Source organism: Embleya hyalina (genome assembly GCF_003967355.1).
Lineage (GTDB): Bacteria > Actinomycetota > Actinomycetes > Streptomycetales > Streptomycetaceae > Embleya > Embleya hyalina.
In genome coordinates, this window is the sequence record NZ_BIFH01000043.1 from 37,469 (window position 1) to 52,168 (window position 14,700).

15 protein-coding genes are annotated in these 14,700 nt (G+C 73.3%); 7 read left to right on the forward strand and 8 right to left on the reverse strand.

From position 1 onward, the window contains the following. Position 1: 1 nt before the first annotated feature. Positions 2 to 604 (reverse strand): TetR/AcrR family transcriptional regulator, encoded by a 603-nt coding sequence (locus tag EMA17_RS42375; protein WP_126642583.1) that lies wholly within the window; start codon positions 602 to 604, stop codon positions 2 to 4. Positions 605 to 1,757: 1,153 nt separating this feature from the next. On the opposite strand from EMA17_RS42375, the gene EMA17_RS52245 reads away from it, so the two are divergent. Beyond that, entirely contained in the window at positions 1,758 to 2,543 is a 786-nt protein-coding gene (locus EMA17_RS52245; RefSeq protein ID WP_160161765.1) for an ATP-binding cassette domain-containing protein, read from the forward strand. A gap of 223 nt (positions 2,544 to 2,766) precedes the next feature. Here EMA17_RS52245 and EMA17_RS42385 read toward each other — a convergent pair whose 3' ends face one another. After that, positions 2,767 to 3,117 (reverse strand): nucleotide pyrophosphohydrolase, encoded by a 351-nt coding sequence (locus tag EMA17_RS42385; protein WP_126642585.1) that lies wholly within the window; start codon positions 3,115 to 3,117, stop codon positions 2,767 to 2,769. A 133-nt stretch (positions 3,118 to 3,250) separates the two neighbouring features. Between EMA17_RS42385 and EMA17_RS42390 the strand changes: the two genes are divergently transcribed. Next, entirely contained in the window at positions 3,251 to 4,042 is a 792-nt protein-coding gene (locus EMA17_RS42390) for an exodeoxyribonuclease III (RefSeq protein ID WP_126642586.1), read from the forward strand. Positions 4,043 to 4,123: 81 nt separating this feature from the next. Here EMA17_RS42390 and EMA17_RS42395 read toward each other — a convergent pair whose 3' ends face one another. Together EMA17_RS42395 and EMA17_RS42400 are read right to left on the reverse strand one after the other, a co-directional pair. Then, complete coding sequence (locus EMA17_RS42395; RefSeq protein ID WP_371863131.1) at positions 4,124 to 5,281, reverse strand: DUF5925 domain-containing protein; 1,158 nt, start codon at positions 5,279 to 5,281, stop codon at positions 4,124 to 4,126. 80 nt (positions 5,282 to 5,361) lie between these two features. Beyond that, complete coding sequence (locus EMA17_RS42400; RefSeq protein WP_126642587.1) at positions 5,362 to 5,784, reverse strand: GntR family transcriptional regulator; 423 nt, start codon at positions 5,782 to 5,784, stop codon at positions 5,362 to 5,364. A gap of 244 nt (positions 5,785 to 6,028) precedes the next feature. On the opposite strand from EMA17_RS42400, the gene EMA17_RS52250 reads away from it, so the two are divergent. The 3 genes from EMA17_RS52250 to EMA17_RS42410 are packed head-to-tail and all read left to right on the forward strand — an operon-like array spanning position 6,029 to position 9,304. Further along, the gene (locus EMA17_RS52250) at positions 6,029 to 6,190 is read left to right on the forward strand and encodes a hypothetical protein (protein ID WP_160161766.1); all 162 of its coding nucleotides are present in this window, start codon (positions 6,029 to 6,031) and stop codon (positions 6,188 to 6,190) included. A gap of 1 nt (position 6,191) precedes the next feature. Continuing rightward, positions 6,192 to 8,285, forward strand: coding sequence for a hypothetical protein (locus tag EMA17_RS42405; protein WP_126642588.1), 2,094 nt, complete (start codon positions 6,192 to 6,194; stop codon positions 8,283 to 8,285). Continuing rightward, positions 8,282 to 9,304 carry a hypothetical protein gene (locus tag EMA17_RS42410; protein ID WP_126642589.1) on the forward strand — a complete coding sequence of 341 codons (1,023 nt, stop codon included), beginning with the start codon at positions 8,282 to 8,284 and terminating at the stop codon, positions 9,302 to 9,304. The genes EMA17_RS42405 and EMA17_RS42410 overlap by 4 nt, the downstream gene beginning before the upstream one ends. A gap of 92 nt (positions 9,305 to 9,396) precedes the next feature. Here EMA17_RS42410 and rpmG read toward each other — a convergent pair whose 3' ends face one another. Continuing rightward, positions 9,397 to 9,561: a 50S ribosomal protein L33 gene (gene rpmG / locus EMA17_RS42415; protein ID WP_078977190.1), complete on the reverse strand. Its 165-nt coding sequence runs from the start codon at positions 9,559 to 9,561 to the stop codon at positions 9,397 to 9,399. A gap of 303 nt (positions 9,562 to 9,864) precedes the next feature. Between rpmG and EMA17_RS42420 the strand changes: the two genes are divergently transcribed. Continuing rightward, on the forward strand, positions 9,865 to 10,602 hold the full coding sequence (locus tag EMA17_RS42420; protein WP_170222345.1) for a Mut7-C RNAse domain-containing protein: 738 nt from the start codon (positions 9,865 to 9,867) through the stop codon (positions 10,600 to 10,602). Between the two features lie 122 nt (positions 10,603 to 10,724). On the opposite strand, the gene EMA17_RS42425 is transcribed toward EMA17_RS42420, so the two are convergent. Continuing rightward, the gene (locus tag EMA17_RS42425; RefSeq protein WP_126642590.1) at positions 10,725 to 11,690 is read right to left on the reverse strand and encodes a pirin family protein; all 966 of its coding nucleotides are present in this window, start codon (positions 11,688 to 11,690) and stop codon (positions 10,725 to 10,727) included. 293 nt (positions 11,691 to 11,983) lie between these two features. Here EMA17_RS42425 and EMA17_RS56205 point away from each other — a divergent pair, with 293 nt between their 5' ends. Continuing rightward, a complete protein-coding gene (locus EMA17_RS56205) occupies positions 11,984 to 12,685 on the forward strand; it encodes an LLM class flavin-dependent oxidoreductase (protein WP_371863128.1) in 702 nt (233 codons plus the stop codon). Here the strand turns inward: EMA17_RS56205 and galK are convergent. Both galK and galE read right to left on the reverse strand, forming a co-directional pair. Next, positions 12,627 to 13,736, reverse strand: a complete 1,110-nt coding sequence (galK, locus tag EMA17_RS42435; protein ID WP_126642592.1) for a galactokinase — start codon at positions 13,734 to 13,736, stop codon at positions 12,627 to 12,629. The two genes, EMA17_RS56205 and galK, sit on opposite strands and share 59 nt — an antisense overlap. Continuing rightward, on the reverse strand, positions 13,733 to 14,698 hold the full coding sequence (gene galE, locus EMA17_RS42440; protein WP_126642663.1) for a UDP-glucose 4-epimerase GalE: 966 nt from the start codon (positions 14,696 to 14,698) through the stop codon (positions 13,733 to 13,735). Before galE ends, galK begins: the two co-directional genes overlap by 4 nt. Between the last annotated feature and the right edge of the window lie 2 nt (positions 14,699 to 14,700).

Genomic DNA, 14,700 nt, shown 5'->3' on the forward strand with positions numbered 1-14,700 from the left:
GTCAGTTCCTCGGGGTGACGCCTTCGAGTACCAGCGCCGTGAATTGGGTTTCCAGTTCGGACAGGGTCCGGTCGATCGTCGACTTCCACCCGGCCGTGAGCCACAGCGGGTAGGCGAGGTAGCGGTAGGCCAGCTCCGGGTCCAGGTCCGCGCGGAACTCCCCGGAATCGATGCCTTCCTGAAGGGTGTTCAGCCACAGGTCGCGGACCCGCATGCCGTCCGCCGCCAGATGCGCGAAGCGCGGCAGCGTGGCCAGGTAGGCATAGTCGCGGACGTACATCACGGCCGCGTTCGGGTGGTGCTCGATGGTGCGGAACGCGGCGTGCACGAGTCCGCGCAGCCGGTCGGACGAGGTGCGCGCGTCGGCGAACGCCTCGTCGTACCACGTCGCGAGGTCGCGCATCGCGGCGGTGAGGATCTCGTCGATCAAGTCCTCTTTCGAACCGAACCAGTGGTAGATGCTGCCCGCGAGAATGCCCGACGCGTCGGCTATCTCACGAACCGTTGACGCGACGACGCCCTTGCGGGCGAACAGTGCGGCGGCCTCGGACAGGATCACCTCCCGGCGCGGAAGTGCTTCGGGTTCCGTCTTCCTGCGTGCCATGAGCGCCCGTTCTCGGTCCGGCGGGTTGACTGCTGCCGCGTACTGCCAGGTGCCGTGCAGCCTAACCGCAGGTGGAGCGGTTGCCGTTGATTCTGTGGGGGATGCCTTCAGGGAGATCCGAACTACCTATCTAACATTTGTTAGATTGTGCTGAACCTTCTACGCCAGATCCCGATTCCCTGTCAAGGGCCTTGCGGGGCGCGGGGGTTGCGGTCTAGCTTGTGCCGCATCCGGGAGTCCGTGGGGGATGGCCGGGCGGGGAGACGACGCGAGAGGCGTTGGCTCCCATGGCTCGTACGACGGCACCGCACAGAGCACAGATCGCAACCCGAGTCGCACCACCGGCTCGCGTCGGAGACTCGACGCCGGCGGTGACACCACGTCCGCGTCCGGCGGGGGGATCGTCCCCGGCCGACGGCGGCGCACCCGCGCACACCGAGCTGGTGGCCACCGGGTGGGCCGGTTGGATCGGCGACTCCCGTCCCGTCCGCGCACCCCGCACGGGTGCGTCCTGACCATGGGCACCTCAGTCGCGCCGTCCCGCGCCGGCGAGTCCGGCCGAACGGCCGTGTCCGTGGGCGAGTTCGGCGACCCCGGAGGCGCGGCCCCCGGCCGCGTCGCCGCGTGGGTGAGTCAACTCCCGTTCGATGAGCACCGGTTACCGAGGCACGTGGGCGTACTTCCGTACCCCACGCGGCTGGCGGCGATCGGGCCGCGCTCGAGCGGGGTGTACGGAGCCGGTGGGTATGAAACCGGTACCGAATACGTGTCGTGGCCGGGAGGTGACGCCGGGTCAGGAGGGGAGTCGGCGTCCCTCGGCCGGGGCGCGGGAGTCGTCCCGGGCGTCCCCGGGTCGGGGCCGGACGGGGCGGGGGAGCCCTGTTCGACCGTCGACCCGAGCTCGGGTGCGGCTCCCGATACGGGTGGCGCGCGGGTGGGGGGTGACGCCGTGTCAGGTATGGCGTTCGATCCCGCGCGCCGCCCGTGGCGAGGGTCCGATGCCGAGGCGCGTAGACCGACGCGCCTCGGCTCGGACCCGGGATGTGCTCGGCGGGCGCGCTCGGCCCGGGGGCGGATTCGGGCGCTGCGCTCGCCGGCCGACGGCGAGATCCCGGATCCCGTACCGCTGTTCGTCTCGGGATCGGAACCGACTTTGGCGATCGGCGTCGATCGGGTCCGGCGACCCGTGTTGCGGGCCCGGGACCTGCGGGTGGAGTTCGCCGGGATGCCCGCCGTGGACGGGGTGTCCATGTGGGTCGAGCGTGGTGAGGTGGTCGGCGTGGTCGGCCCCGCCGGCAGCGGCAAGACCACGCTGCTGAACGCGCTCACCGGGGTGGTGCCGGCCACCGGCGCGCTGTTCGTGGACGGCCTGCCGGTACGGCTGGGCAGCCCCGAACGCTCGCGCCGCGCCGGCCTGGTCCGGATGTTCCAGACCCCGCAGCCGGTTCGCGCGCTGTCCGGCGCGGACAACTTCGTGCTCGCCCGCTCCGACACCCGACACCGGGGTCTGCTCGCCGCGTGGTTGTTGCACCCGCTGCTGGCGCGGGTGGACCTGGAACGGGGCATCGGGACGGACCGGGTCGGGCCGGGGGGACGGCAGCGGCGGGGCGCGGACGTGCTGACGTACGGGGAACGTCGGCTGCTCGACATCGCCCGGGGCATCGCGGCGGTACCCCGGGTGCTGATGCTGGACGAGCCGAGCGCGGGGCTGAGCGCACGCGAGACGGACGCGCTGTTGGTACTGCTGCGGGGGGTCGCGGCGGACGGCGTGGGCCTGATCGTGGTGGATCGAAGGATCGACTTCATCGAGGCGCTGTGCGATCGCGTCACCGTCCTGGACACCGGCCGCGTGGTTGCGGAGGGCACGCCGGCCGAGATCCGACGCAATCGCCGCGCGATGGACGCCTGCCTGGGGGCGGGGGCCGGATCCGACGCCTGAGCCTCGGCGTCGACGGCCCCGGTCCCGGGGCGGGGTCGGCGGGCGCGTTCGGGGGCGCCCGACCCGGGGTCACCGGCCCGTCCGGCGACCCCGGCGACCCGCCCACCACGATCCCCCGCCGGCCCGAAACGCTCCCCGGGCCGGCGGCTTCACCCTCGCGCGCGCCGGTCGCCCGGGACCCGATCCACCCGGACCCGCCGGACGGGACCTCCCGGACAACGCCCTAGAGGCCCGGTGCGCCCGGCGGGTACTTGATCGCGTTCTTCACCATCTTGTCGCGCAGGGCCTGGGCCGGGTCGATGCCGAGCCGGTTCGCCAGGTTCAGCAGATAGGCCAGGACGTCGGCGATCTCCTCGCGGACGTGTTCACCCCGGTCCGGATCCGACATCACGTCCTCGGCCTGTTCGGGAGTCAGCCACTGGAAGATCTCCACCAGTTCCGAGGCCTCCACGCTGAGCGCCATCACCAGGTTCTTCGGGGTGTGGAAGGGCTGCCAGTGCCGCTCGGCGGAGAACGCGACGATCGCGGCGGTCAGTTCGGCGATCTCGGAGCGGGCCGGGGGAGTGGTGTCCATAGCCCCATGCCTACCGCACCCGCCGCGCCGCGAGCCGCCCGGCCCTGTCACCCCGGCGAGGGAGAATGGCCGAGGGCACGCCCGGACTCGTCCGGGCGGCCCCGATCGCCGTCGTCCGCCCTGGAAGGTTCACATGAGGGTCGCCACCTGGAACATCAACTCGATCGGGGCCCGGCTGCCCAAGCTGCTCGAGTGGCTGGAGCGGGCCGCGCCCGACGCGGTGTGCCTGCAGGAGCTGAAGTCCACGTCCGAGGCGTATCCGCTGAAGGAGTTGGAGGAGGCCGGCTACACCTCGGCCGTCAACGCGGGCGGGCGCTGGAACGGCGTCGCGATCCTGTCGAAGGTCGGCCTCGACGACGTCACCGTCGGCCTGACGCCGGGCCCGGGCTTCCCCGAGGCCGACGGCCCGCACGAGGCCCGGGCGATCTCCGCGACGTGCGGCGGCGTGCGGCTCTGGTCGGTGTACGTGCCCAACGGCCGTGAGGTGGACAACCCGCACTACGCCTACAAGCTGGAGTGGCTGAGCGCGCTGCGTGCCGCGGTCGCCGCCGACGCGGCCGGCCCGCTGCCGTTCGCCGTGCTCGGCGACTTCAACGTCGCGCCCACCGACAAGGACGTCTGGGACATCTCGCTGTTCGGCGAGAACTCGACGCACGTGACGCGGGCGGAGCGGGACGCGGTCACCGCGCTGGAGGGTGTGGGGCTGCGCGAGGTGATGCCCCGGGCGCTCAAGTACGACGTGCCGTTCACCTACTGGGACTACCGCGAGCTGGGGTTCCCGAAGAACAAGGGCATGCGGATCGACCTCGTCTACGGCAACGCGCCCTTCGCCGCCGCGGTCTCCGACTCCTACGTCGACCGCGAGGCCCGCAAGGGCAAGGGCACCAGCGACCACGCACCGGTCGTGGTGGACCTCGACGTGTAGCCGGTCGCCCCGCGCGGGCCGAGTCGGCCCTTCTCGCCCGGTCCCCGAGCCGACCGATCGGCTCGGGGACCGGGTGCGGCGCTACAGATACAACCCTTCGCCCCCGTGCCGGGGCCGTTCGATCTCCACCGGCGCCGCCCCGTTGCGCAGCGCGTACAACTCGGCGAGCGTCGCGTGTGTACCGATGCCGTCGGCGGTGCCCAGCCACTCGCGCGCCTCGGCGAATTCCAGCGGGCCGACATCGATCTGGGCCAGACAACGACCCGGACGCACCACCGCCGGGTGCAGCCGGCCCAGGCTCTCGTTGGTGGTGATCGCGACCATCACGTTGCGCCCCTGGCCGAGCAGGCCGTCGGTGAGGTTGAGCAGCCGGGACAGCGCCTGACCCGCCGAACGTTTGGCCTCGCCCCGAATCAACTCGTCGCAGTCCTCCAGGACCAGCAGCCGCCACTTCTGCTTCTTCGACTTGTCGTGCGACTCCTCGTCCTCGTCGCCGCGCCCGATCGCGACGTCCATCAGGTAGCCGGTGTCGCCGAACAGCGCCTCGGGGTCCAGGACGCAGTCCATCCGACACCAGTCCTGCCACGCGCGGGCCAGCGCGCGCAGCGCCGTGGTCTTGCCGGTGCCGGGCGGCCCGTGCAGCAGGATCAGCCGCCCCGACACGTCGTCGGAGGTGACCTTCATCAGCCGGTCGAACGCGCCGGCGGTCGGCCCGGTGTAGTTGCGGCGGATGTCCTCCCAGGGCGCGGCGGTGATCGCCCGGGTGGTGCGGTACGGGCCGCGCCGGGCGGAGAAGTACCAAAAGCCCATCGCCACGGCCTCGTCCTTGGGCGGCGGGTCGGCCGCCGCGCCCTTGACCGCCTTCTTCAACACCGCGCGGCCGACCTTCTCGTCGACGGCGGTCACGGTCACCTCGCCGCCGCCGCTGCGCCAGCGCACCGAGCGCAGGGTCCAGCCGTCACCGACGGCGAGTTGGGAGGAACGGTCGTCCTCCTCCACGGCGCGGACCACTCTGGCGCCGCGCGGGACGAGTCGGGCGCCGGGCTTGACCCGGTCCAGTCGGGTGGTCCTGGCCCACGGCTGGGCGCCGGTCAGGAAGGCGGCGAGGGCGAGTCCGTCCACGGCGTCGTACGGGGTGTCCGCGTCGTCGAGTCCGAACACGAAGGGCAACAGCGTTGATGGGTCGTCACCGGCTGAATTCGGCGCCCCATCCGATGGGCGGGGCGTCTGGCGAGGCATCGACATGATTTCGATGATCCGGTGCCCCGGGCCGTCCGTACAGGGGTTTTCACATAGCGGTTTCCGGGTCGGACAAGGGCTCAGGGAGCTTTGCCGGGGCTTGCGGACACGCCCCGGGGTCCCGCGGACACGCCCTGGCGCGTATAGGCCGCCTCGACCGCGCCCAGCGCGGCGCTGATCGCCTCGGCGCGGGTCAGGCCGAGTCGGTGCGCGCGGTGCGCGTATCCGAGCGCGGCCTCGCTCGCCGCCCGGTGCGCGCTGTCCCCGACCGCGGCGACGAAGCTGCCCGAGCGGCCCCGGGTCTCGATCACGCCGTCCGCCTCCAGTTCGCGATAGGCGCGCGCGACCGTGTTGGGCGCCAGGCCGAGTTCGCCGGCCAAGCCGCGTACGGTCGGCAGTCTGGTACCGGCGGGCAGCGTGCCCGCCCGGGCCTGATCGGCGAGTTGCCCCCGAATCTGCTCGAACGGTGCGACGGACGAGGCCGGATCGATGGTGATCACCATACGGACGAGCCTAGACCCGCCCGGCCGGCGCGCCGGGCAACCGGGTGCGGTGGGGCGATGGCCGGCGGTGAGCGGCGATGCTCCCTCGCCGGCGGCGATTCGTCAGTGAAGGTGGCGAATTGCTCGGCCGCGACGCCACGAACCGTCGTCCCGAATTCGAACGGAGCCCGCGAGAACGCCACGGCTGCGGCACGGTGGACCCGACGAGCCCAGCGTGGTCACACGCTCACCGAAGGGGGAATCCGTGTCCGACCTGCCGCCGATCCGGTCGTCGTCCGCCGTGGACGCCGAGCCGCTCGACCACCACCGGTGCCCGCCCGCGCCGGCCGAGGCCCCGCGCTCGGCCCGCGACGACCGCGACCCGGACGACGATCCGCACGTCGCCGCCCCGGCCCGGGGCGTCTGAGATGACCCACCCCGAGGAGCGACCGCTCGACCCGGTCGACTCGCTCGATCCGTCCGCCCCCGAGGACGTCGACGCACCGAGCGAACCCGGCGGCGGGGCCCGCCCGCCGGCGTCGCCGACCGACCTCGGACCGGCCGACGGGACGTGGTCCGACGAGGTTTGGCCCGACGAGGAGTTCGGGCCCGCCGAGTCGGCCGCGACGGTGATCGTCACCCACGACGGGACCGGCCGGCACCACTTCGGCGCGGGTTCGCCCCCCGCCGCGCCGCACCGGCCGCGCCAGGCCCGCGAGGGACCGATCTGGTCGGAGGAGAGCGACCTGGTCCGGCGTACGTTCGTGCCGCCCAAGGGCTACCTGCGCGCCCAGGGCATGATGTCCCGGCAACTGATCCTGCTCACCGGCGAGGCCCGGTCCGGAAAACGCACGCTGGCCCTGCACCTGATGCAGGATCAGCACGTGGAGAGCGTGATCGCGCTCGATCCCGAGGAAGACCTGACCACCCGTCGGATCCAGCGCGGCCGGGGCTACGTGGTCGACTCCGTCGGCGCCGACACGCTCGCCGGCTACACCCGCGACGACCTGGAACTGCTGCGCCGCCGCCTGGTCGAACGCGGCAGCGTCCTGGTCGCCACGGCGGTCGTCGGCGCGTCGATGCTCGGCGTCTGGGCGCCCTGGCACGTACCGTGCGCCCGACCCGATCCGCTCCAGGTGCTGCGCAGCCACCTCACCGACCGCATGGGTCCGGGCTGGGAGCGCCGGCATCTGGACCTGGTGGACGAGGACATCGCCGAACTGGTGCGCGCCGACGGCGGCCGGCCCGAACGGGCCGCGAGGATCGCCGCCGAACTGGCCGGCCTCGCCGCCGGCGGGTTCACCAGGACCCAGGTGCTGAACGCGCTGCGCGATCGTGAGCACGTGGCGGTGGCCGGCTGGTTGCGGGCCCATCCCGCCTGTGCCGACTGGGCGTTGATGATCGCCGCCGCGGTGTTCGAGGGGCACGACTACGGCATCGTCGCCGAGCGGGCCGCGGCGCTGCGCGCGATGCTGGCCGAGCACCTGCCGACCTCGGCCGCCGCATCGGCCGACGGGTGGCCGCCGCAGGCCAGGTCCGCGCGCCTGGACCTGATCGACGCGACCGCGATCGCCGCCGACGCCACCCGGGACGGGGCCCGCTACCGGCTGGACGTGGTCCGCTTCAACCGGCCGCGCTGGGCGGCGTCGGTCCGCGAACACGTCTGGGACGTCTACCCCGACCTGCGCGACCCGCTGGTCGAGTGGTTGGCCGCGACCCCCCGGCAACCGGCCGACGTGCACCGGGTCGCGGCCCGGGCCGCGGGCGCGTTCATGGCCGGGGGTCGGGGGCATCGGCCGCTGGCCCCGATCCACCGCTGGGCCCGAACCGGCGCCCGGCGCACGATGGCGGTGTCGGCCCTGAAGGCGGCGGCCCAGGACGCGGTGGTGGCCACCCAGGTACGGCATCTGGTGGAGGCGTGGAGCCGGGACGGCGCCCACCCGGGGCTGCGCCTGATGGCCGCCCGCGCCTATCCCGGCCTCGCCTCCGTCTATCCCGGCCCGACCCTGACCGGTCTGCTCCGCCTGGCCCGAACCGGGGATCGTGCGGTGGCCGAGGCGGCCCGGGACGGCATCGCGGCGCTGTGTCGGGAGGGGATCCGCGCCGAATCGGTCCTGGAGCGGGTGGAGGACTGGGAGGAGGCCGCCGCCGCGGCCGAGTTGGCCGCGCACCTCGTGCTCGACGAGGGGGCCGGCGGGTCGCCGGCCGACGACCGGTTCCTGGCGGTGGTCCGGAACGCGGTCACGGATCGGGACGGATATGCCGTCGTGGCCCGGTTGTTCACCCGACTGCTCGGGGCCGGCGCGGGTGATCCGACCCGTGCCTCGGCGCTGCGGGAGGGCCTGACGCGGCTGTTCGGTCCGGGGCGCGACCACGGGCTGGAACGACTCGCCTTCGACCTGACGCGGCTCGCCTACGAGGGGTTGCCGAACGGCGAGGTGATCGACATCGGGGTGCTCGAACCGGCGATCCGGGCGTTCGAGGAGCCGATCCTCGGGCCGAACGGGGGCACCCGCGCATGATCGACGAACCCCTGTCCCTGGTCCACCCCGTCGGCGGATCGCGCCTGGCCGCCTACCTGCGCCACCGCCTGGGCCGGCGTGCGCGGCGGGTGCTCGCGGTGCCGTCGAGCGTGGGTCCGGCGCCGACCTTCGCGGAGATCCGCCGGGCGGCCGAGGTGTGGTGGGTCACCATCCGCGAGTTCGCCGAGGTGCGTACGTTCGAGGTGCGGGTCGGCGCGGCGGGGGAACGGTCCGGCCGGGTCGAGGTACAGCTGCGCTGGTGGGTGCACGATCCGAGGGCGGTCGCCCGGCATCGGGCGGTGGACGCCCGTGCCTTCGTGTATCGCGATGTGGGGAACCGGATTCGCGGGGCGCTGGCGGGTGCGGACGGCGCGGCCGATGTGGATGGCGCGGATGGTGCGGCCGATGTGGATGAGGGGCGGTTGCAGGGTGCGCTCGATGCCGCGTTGTCGGACACGATCGTGCTCGCGGAATACGGGCTCGGCTATCGCCCGGTGGGGGCGTTCCTGCGGGCGGAGTCGATATCGGCCGATGTGCGCGCGGAGTTGGATCGGGCCCGGGCGGCGATTCCGCTGGAAAAGGAGCGGCAGCGGCTGACTCTGATGCGGATGGAGTTTCACCGGGGGCTGATTCGGGAGGGGCCGGAGGCGTTGATCGCCTACTGGTTGACCCGATTTCCCGATCGGATCGAGGCCGTGATGGACCACCTGGACGATCGGGGGATGGCGCGGGGCGTCGATGGTGCGCCTCGTGCTCCCGGTGCGTGCGATACATCGGGTGCGTCCGATACATCCGGTGCGCCCGCCGTGTCGGCCGCGCCCGGTACGCCGGCCGGCGAACTGCTCGCGCTGCTCGGGGACGCCGACGATTTCGAGCGGAATCAGCTGCGCAAGGCGCTCGTCTCCGGCCTCGCCGCGTCCGGGCCGCGCGGGATGGCGGTGTTGCGCGAACTCGGCTGGTGGCACGACCTGGTGGGCGACGACGCGTGGGCGGACGACGAGGGCGAGTCGCCGGCGTAGGGGGACGGCCGAAGGGCCACCCGCTCGATACGAGCGGGTGGCCCTTTCGATTTCGGCGCGGAATTCGAGTGTTTCCGGCTGCTTCCGGGTGCTTATCGCTCTTCGCGGAACAGCACGTGCTTTCCGGCGGCCGGGTCGTACTTGCGCAGCGTCATCCGGTCCGGATCGTTGCGCCGGTTCTTTCGGGTCACGTAGGTGAATCCGGTCCCGGCGGTGGACCGAAGTTTCACGATCGGACGAAGCTCACTGCGAGCCATGGACGCCTCCCGGAGTTTTCGAAGTCTGTCCCGACGGGTGCTTCAAGGCGGACGGGCACCCGGTTATTCCACGACCCGATGCCCGGTCGGCCCAATGCGGGTGGCCTCGGTATTCCCCGGTCGCCGGTACCGAAGGGACATCCGTGCCGAACCCGCGGCCGAAGCCCGCCCGATTCTTCGCGGGGAACCCGGACACCTCGGGCGTGCGCGCGTGCGAGCCGATCGAGCCGCGCGTGGGTGGGCGTCGCGGGGGTGCTCGGAAACCACGGGCGCGGCGGGTGTCCCCGGTGCCATGCTGGCCCGGTGAACCGATCGGACGTGCTGCTTCAGATCCCCGCCGAGTTGCAACAGTTCCTGCCGCCGCGCCTGCGCGGGCTGCCGGTGACCGCCCCCGCCGACGGGGATTCGACGCTCGGACACCTGGTCGAATCGGTCGGCCCGCCGCTGCCCGAGGTGGGCGGACTGCTCGTGGACGGCCGCGAGGTGGCATCGGGATATCGACCGGTGGGCGGCGAGGTGGTCGACGTGCTGCCGATTCGGCGCCCGCAGGCCATTCCGGAGTTCGCCGACGAGGCGCCGCGCTTCCTGCTCGACGTGCACCTGGGCGCGCTGGCCCGCCGGATGCGGCTGGTCGGGATCGACACCGCGTATCACAACGACTGCGACGACCCGACCCTGGTGATCCAGGCCAACGCCGAACGCCGGGTGCTGCTCACCCAGGACCGTGGGCTGCTCCGGCGCAAGAACCTGTGGTTCGGGGCGTACGTGTACGGGATCCGCGCCGACGCCCAACTCGACGACCTGCTCCGCCGGTTCGCGCTGCCGCTCGCGCCCTGGACGCGCTGTACGGCGTGCAACGGCGAGCTGCGTGCGGCCACGCGCGAGGAGGTCGAGTCCGAGGTCGAGGCGGGCACGCTGGACAAGGTGGACGCGTTCGCCCGGTGCCGGGCCTGCGACCGGGTGTACTGGCACGGGGCGCACGGTGGCCACCTGGACGAGATCGTGGAGGCGGCGCGGCGGACGGCGGCGGGTATTCGCTGAGTCCTGCGTTGTGGCCCGTGGCCGTGGGCTGTGGCGCCGGTACCGACCGGGCCGGGAAGCCGGCCCGGTCGGCGTGGGGGCGGGGGCGGTGTGGTGAACCGCGAACCCCGCCGGTCACGGGGTCAGCGCACGCGTCCCCGGGCCCGCAGCGGTACGGACGGCAGCTCCGGAGCGTGCATCCGGGGCGCCGCGTAGCCGGTGACCGTGCCGAAGTCCGAGCCGTTCTCCCAGGCGGTGCGCGCCGTCGCGATCTCCTCGCCGGTGCGCGCCACGAAGTTCCACCACATCACGATCTCCTCGGCGAACGGCTCGCCGCCGAGCAGCATCAGGTCCGCGCCGTTCGCGGAGCGGACGGCCAGCGAGGTGCGCCCGCAGCCGAGGTACAGCAGCCCGCCGGGCGTCAGCGGTACGCCGTCCACCTCGGCCTCGCCCGACATCGACATCACCGCGTACTCGAAGTCCGGCTCCAGCGGCGGCCGTACGTCCGTGCCCGGCGCCAGCGTCAGATCCGCCCCGACCAGCGGGGTGTACGCGGTGCCCGGCGAGGTCGCGCCGTCCAGCGTGCCCATGATCACCGTGGCGGTCAGGCCGCCACCGGTGGCCTGCGGGAGTTCGGTGTGGTGTTCGAAGCTCGGGTCGACGTGCCGGTGCGCGTCGGGCAGCGCGACCCACAGCTGGGCCCCGTGCAGCAGTCGGGCGTGCTCCTTCGGCGACTCCTCGGAGTGCGAGATGGCCCGCCCGGACGTCATCAATCCCAACTCGCCCGGCCGTACGGTGGCCAGACTGCCCAGGCTGTCCCGGTGCAGCACGGTGCCCTCGCGCAGCCAGCTCACCGTCTGCAGGCCCAGGTGCGGGTGCGGCGGGACCTGCATGCCGGGCTGGTCGGCGATGTCGTCCGGCCCGTAGTGGTCCACGAAGCACCAGGCGCCGATCATTCGCCGACCCAGGCTCGGCAGCAGGCGACGGACCATGTGGCTCTCGCCCAGCAGTACATCGCGCGACTTCAGCAGCTCGCGCACGGGTTCGCCCGACACGTCGGCCCGGCCACCGCACGTGGTCAGGGTCGGTCGGGTATCGAGGTTGCTCATGCCGTCACGGTACGCGGCGGAGGCAGGCAGCGGCGCGCGTGGGCAACCGTCCGGTCCGGGGCCGGCGGGAAACGGATGATCCCGCGGCCTTCGCGGACTCTCGCGGCCGGAGGGAGCGACGTGCGTGCGACTCGGTCTCATCACCTCTGTGGCCGGCTTCGGCGACGCCCGGACCGTCCGGCGGAAGACCGCCGAACAGGTGCTGACGGCCGAGGAGTTCGGCTACGACCCGTTCCGGGGCGCGCGGCACCACCCGGATCCCTCGGCACGGCGGTCGTGGTGGCCACCATGTCGTGGTTGCCACCATGGAGCACCCGCTCCGGCTCGCCGAGGACGCCGCCGTCCGGGACGCCCTCGGCGGCGGCCGGCTCGAACTCGGCCTCGGCGCGGGTGCGGATTCGACCACGCTCGACGCCTTCGGGGTGCCGCGCGAGTCCCGCATGGTGCGCTTCCGCGAGCATGCGGACAGCCTGCTCGTCCTGCGGGGCGGCAGCGGGTCGGCGCGGGCGACGTCGAGTGACGCCGACTCGGCTCCGGCGGGGTTGCGTGGGCGACGGAACGCGGCCCGGGCGTGTCGTCGGACCGACGCGCCGCCGGACCCGGCCGGCCCCGGGCCCGGGGGCCCGGGAGGCGGCGGCACACCCGGCCCGCCACACACCACCGGGCCCGCCCTGTCCCGGCCCGATCCACCCGGGCGCCCCGACACCCTCGCCGAACACCTGGCCCCCGGCTCGCCCGGGCGCGCGCCTCGGGCCGCTTCCCGCCGATTTCACGCCGGCCGACCACCTGGCAATCGGCAACATGTACACGGGTACCCCGCGCACCGTGGCCCGAACCCCCACGCCGACCCGGCCCACCCCCATGCCACGGACCTCCGGTGCCATACCCGACCGGCCCGCCTCCCTCCGAAGGCCCTGGTGCCGGTGCGCCCGTCGCTCAGCCCTCTCGGCGAGCCCCCGCCGAGGGGACCGCCTGGAAGAAGCGTGGCGGCGTGAAGGAGCGGGCCGCGAAGGCCTTCTCGACGGCGGCAGTCACCGCCTCGCAGCGGGCCTCGTCGACCAGAGCGATCGCCGAACCGCCGAAGCCGCCGCCGACCAGCCTGGCGCCGAGGGCGCCTTCGGCGAGCGCGGAGTCGACCGCCGTGTCCAACTCGGGGCAGGAGATCGTGTAGTCGTCGCGCATCGACGCGTGCGACGCGGTCAACTCCGGTCCGATCGACCGGACATCGCCGTTTCGCAGGGCCTCGACCACGCGCAGCACGCGCTCGTTCTCGGTGAGTACGTGGCGCACCCGGCGGCGCAGCGGGCCGTCGGGCAGCGCCGCCAGGGCCGCGTCCGGGTCGGCCACCTCCCGCAGCGACGGCACGCCGAGCAGCGCCGCCGCCTCCTCGCACGAGGCGCGGCGCTCCGCGTACCCGCCGTCCACCAGCGCGTGCCGGGCCCGGGTGTCGACGACGAGCAGGCGCAGGGCCGCGCCCGCGCAGTCGAACGGGACGTGAGTGCCCGTCAGGTCGCGGCAGTCCAGGAAGTACGCGTGGCCCTCGACGCAGCCGAGCGAGGCCATCTGGTCCAGCATGCCGACCGGTACGCCGACGAAGTCGGTCTCCACGCGCTGCGCGATCCGGGCCAACTCGATCCGGTCCAGGCCCAGTTCGTACAGATCGTCGAAGGCGAGCGCGACCGCGCAGGACAGCGCCGCCGACGAGGACAGGCCCGCGCCCACCGGCACGTCGCTGTCGATCCGGATGTCCGCGCCGCCGATCTCGTACCCGGCCGCCCGCATCGCCCACACCACGCCCGCCGGATACGCCGTCCACCCGGACAGCGCGCCGGGCGTCAGGTCGGCGACCGCGAGGTCGACCGATTCGCTCCCGGCGTGACTGGACGCGAGCCGCAGCCGACCGTCGGTACGCCGGCCGACGAACGCGCGCGCGGTGTGCGGGATCGCGATCGGCAGGACGAACCCGTTGTTGTAGTCGGTGTGTTCGCCGATCACATTGACCCGGCCCGGGGCCGCCCAGACCCCCTCGACGACGAACCGGCTCACCGACCGGCCTCACCCTCGCGCAGGAAGGACCACGCGTCCGCCACGATGCCCTCCAGGGAGGTGCGCGAGGGCCGCCAGCCGAGCAGTTCGCGGGCCCGATCGGCGGAGGCGACCAGTACCGGCGGATCGCCCGCCCGGCGCGGCGCCTCGTGCGTGGGCACCGCGCAGCCGGTGACCACCCGCACCGCGTCCACCACGTCGCGGACCGAGAAGCCGGTCCCGTTCCCGAGGTTGCACACCAGGTGTCCGGTCGCCGCGCCGCCCTCGGCGGTGGCGTCCAGCGCGAGCAGGTGCGCGTCGGCCAGGTCGGCGACGTGGATGTAGTCGCGCACGCAAGTGCCGTCGGGCGTCGGGTAGTCGGTGCCGTACAGCGCGACCGTACCGCGCGTGCCGTGCGGTACCTGGAGCGCCAGCGGGATCAGGTGGGTCTCGGTCGTGTGCCGCTCTCCGTAACGCCCGTACGCGCCCGCCACGTTGAAGTAGCGCAGGCTCACCGCCCGCAGACCGTAGGCGGCGCAATACGACGCGATCAGCTGATCCACCGCCGCCTTCGAGGCGCCGTAGGGGTTCGTCGGCGCACTCGGCGCGTCCTCGGTGATCGGCGACACCTCCGGGGCGCCGTAGACCGCCGCGGTGGAGGAGAAAACGAAGCGGTCGATCCCGTGCGTGCGCAGCGCGTCGAGCAGCGCGAGCGAGCCGCCGACGTTGTTGTGCCAGTACTTGCCCGGGTGCGTGACCGACTCGCCGACCAGGGACGAGGCGGCGAAGTGCAGCACCGCGTCGAAGGAGGCGTCGAGGTGCCCGGCGGCGTCCTGCACCCGGCCCCGGACGAACTCCGCCTTCTCCGGCACCGCGTCGCGATGCCCGGTGGACAGGTCGTCCAGCACCACCACGTCGTGCCCGGCCTCGACCAGGTGGGCGGCGACCACGCTGCCCACGTAGCCCGCGCCGCCGGTGACCATGA

Bases quoted from the DNA above. Each gene is read 5' to 3' on its own strand.
- EMA17_RS42375 (WP_126642583.1), bottom strand. From the start codon at position 604: ATGGCACGCAGGAAGACGGAACCCGAAGCACTTCCGCGCCGGGAGGTG.
- EMA17_RS42385 (WP_126642585.1), bottom strand. From the start codon at position 3,117: ATGGACACCACTCCCCCGGCCCGCTCCGAGATCGCCGAACTGACCGCC.
- EMA17_RS42390 (WP_126642586.1), top strand. From the start codon at position 3,251: ATGAGGGTCGCCACCTGGAACATCAACTCGATCGGGGCCCGGCTGCCC.
- EMA17_RS42395 (WP_371863131.1), bottom strand. From the start codon at position 5,281: ATGCCTCGCCAGACGCCCCGCCCATCGGATGGGGCGCCGAATTCAGCC.
- EMA17_RS42400 (WP_126642587.1), bottom strand. From the start codon at position 5,784: ATGGTGATCACCATCGATCCGGCCTCGTCCGTCGCACCGTTCGAGCAG.
- EMA17_RS42405 (WP_126642588.1), top strand. From the start codon at position 6,192: ATGACCCACCCCGAGGAGCGACCGCTCGACCCGGTCGACTCGCTCGAT.
- EMA17_RS42410 (WP_126642589.1), top strand. From the start codon at position 8,282: ATGATCGACGAACCCCTGTCCCTGGTCCACCCCGTCGGCGGATCGCGC.
- rpmG (WP_078977190.1), bottom strand. From the start codon at position 9,561: ATGGCTCGCAGTGAGCTTCGTCCGATCGTGAAACTTCGGTCCACCGCC.
- EMA17_RS42425 (WP_126642590.1), bottom strand. From the start codon at position 11,690: ATGAGCAACCTCGATACCCGACCGACCCTGACCACGTGCGGTGGCCGG.
- galE (WP_126642663.1), bottom strand. From the start codon at position 14,698: ATGGTCACCGGCGGCGCGGGCTACGTGGGCAGCGTGGTCGCCGCCCAC.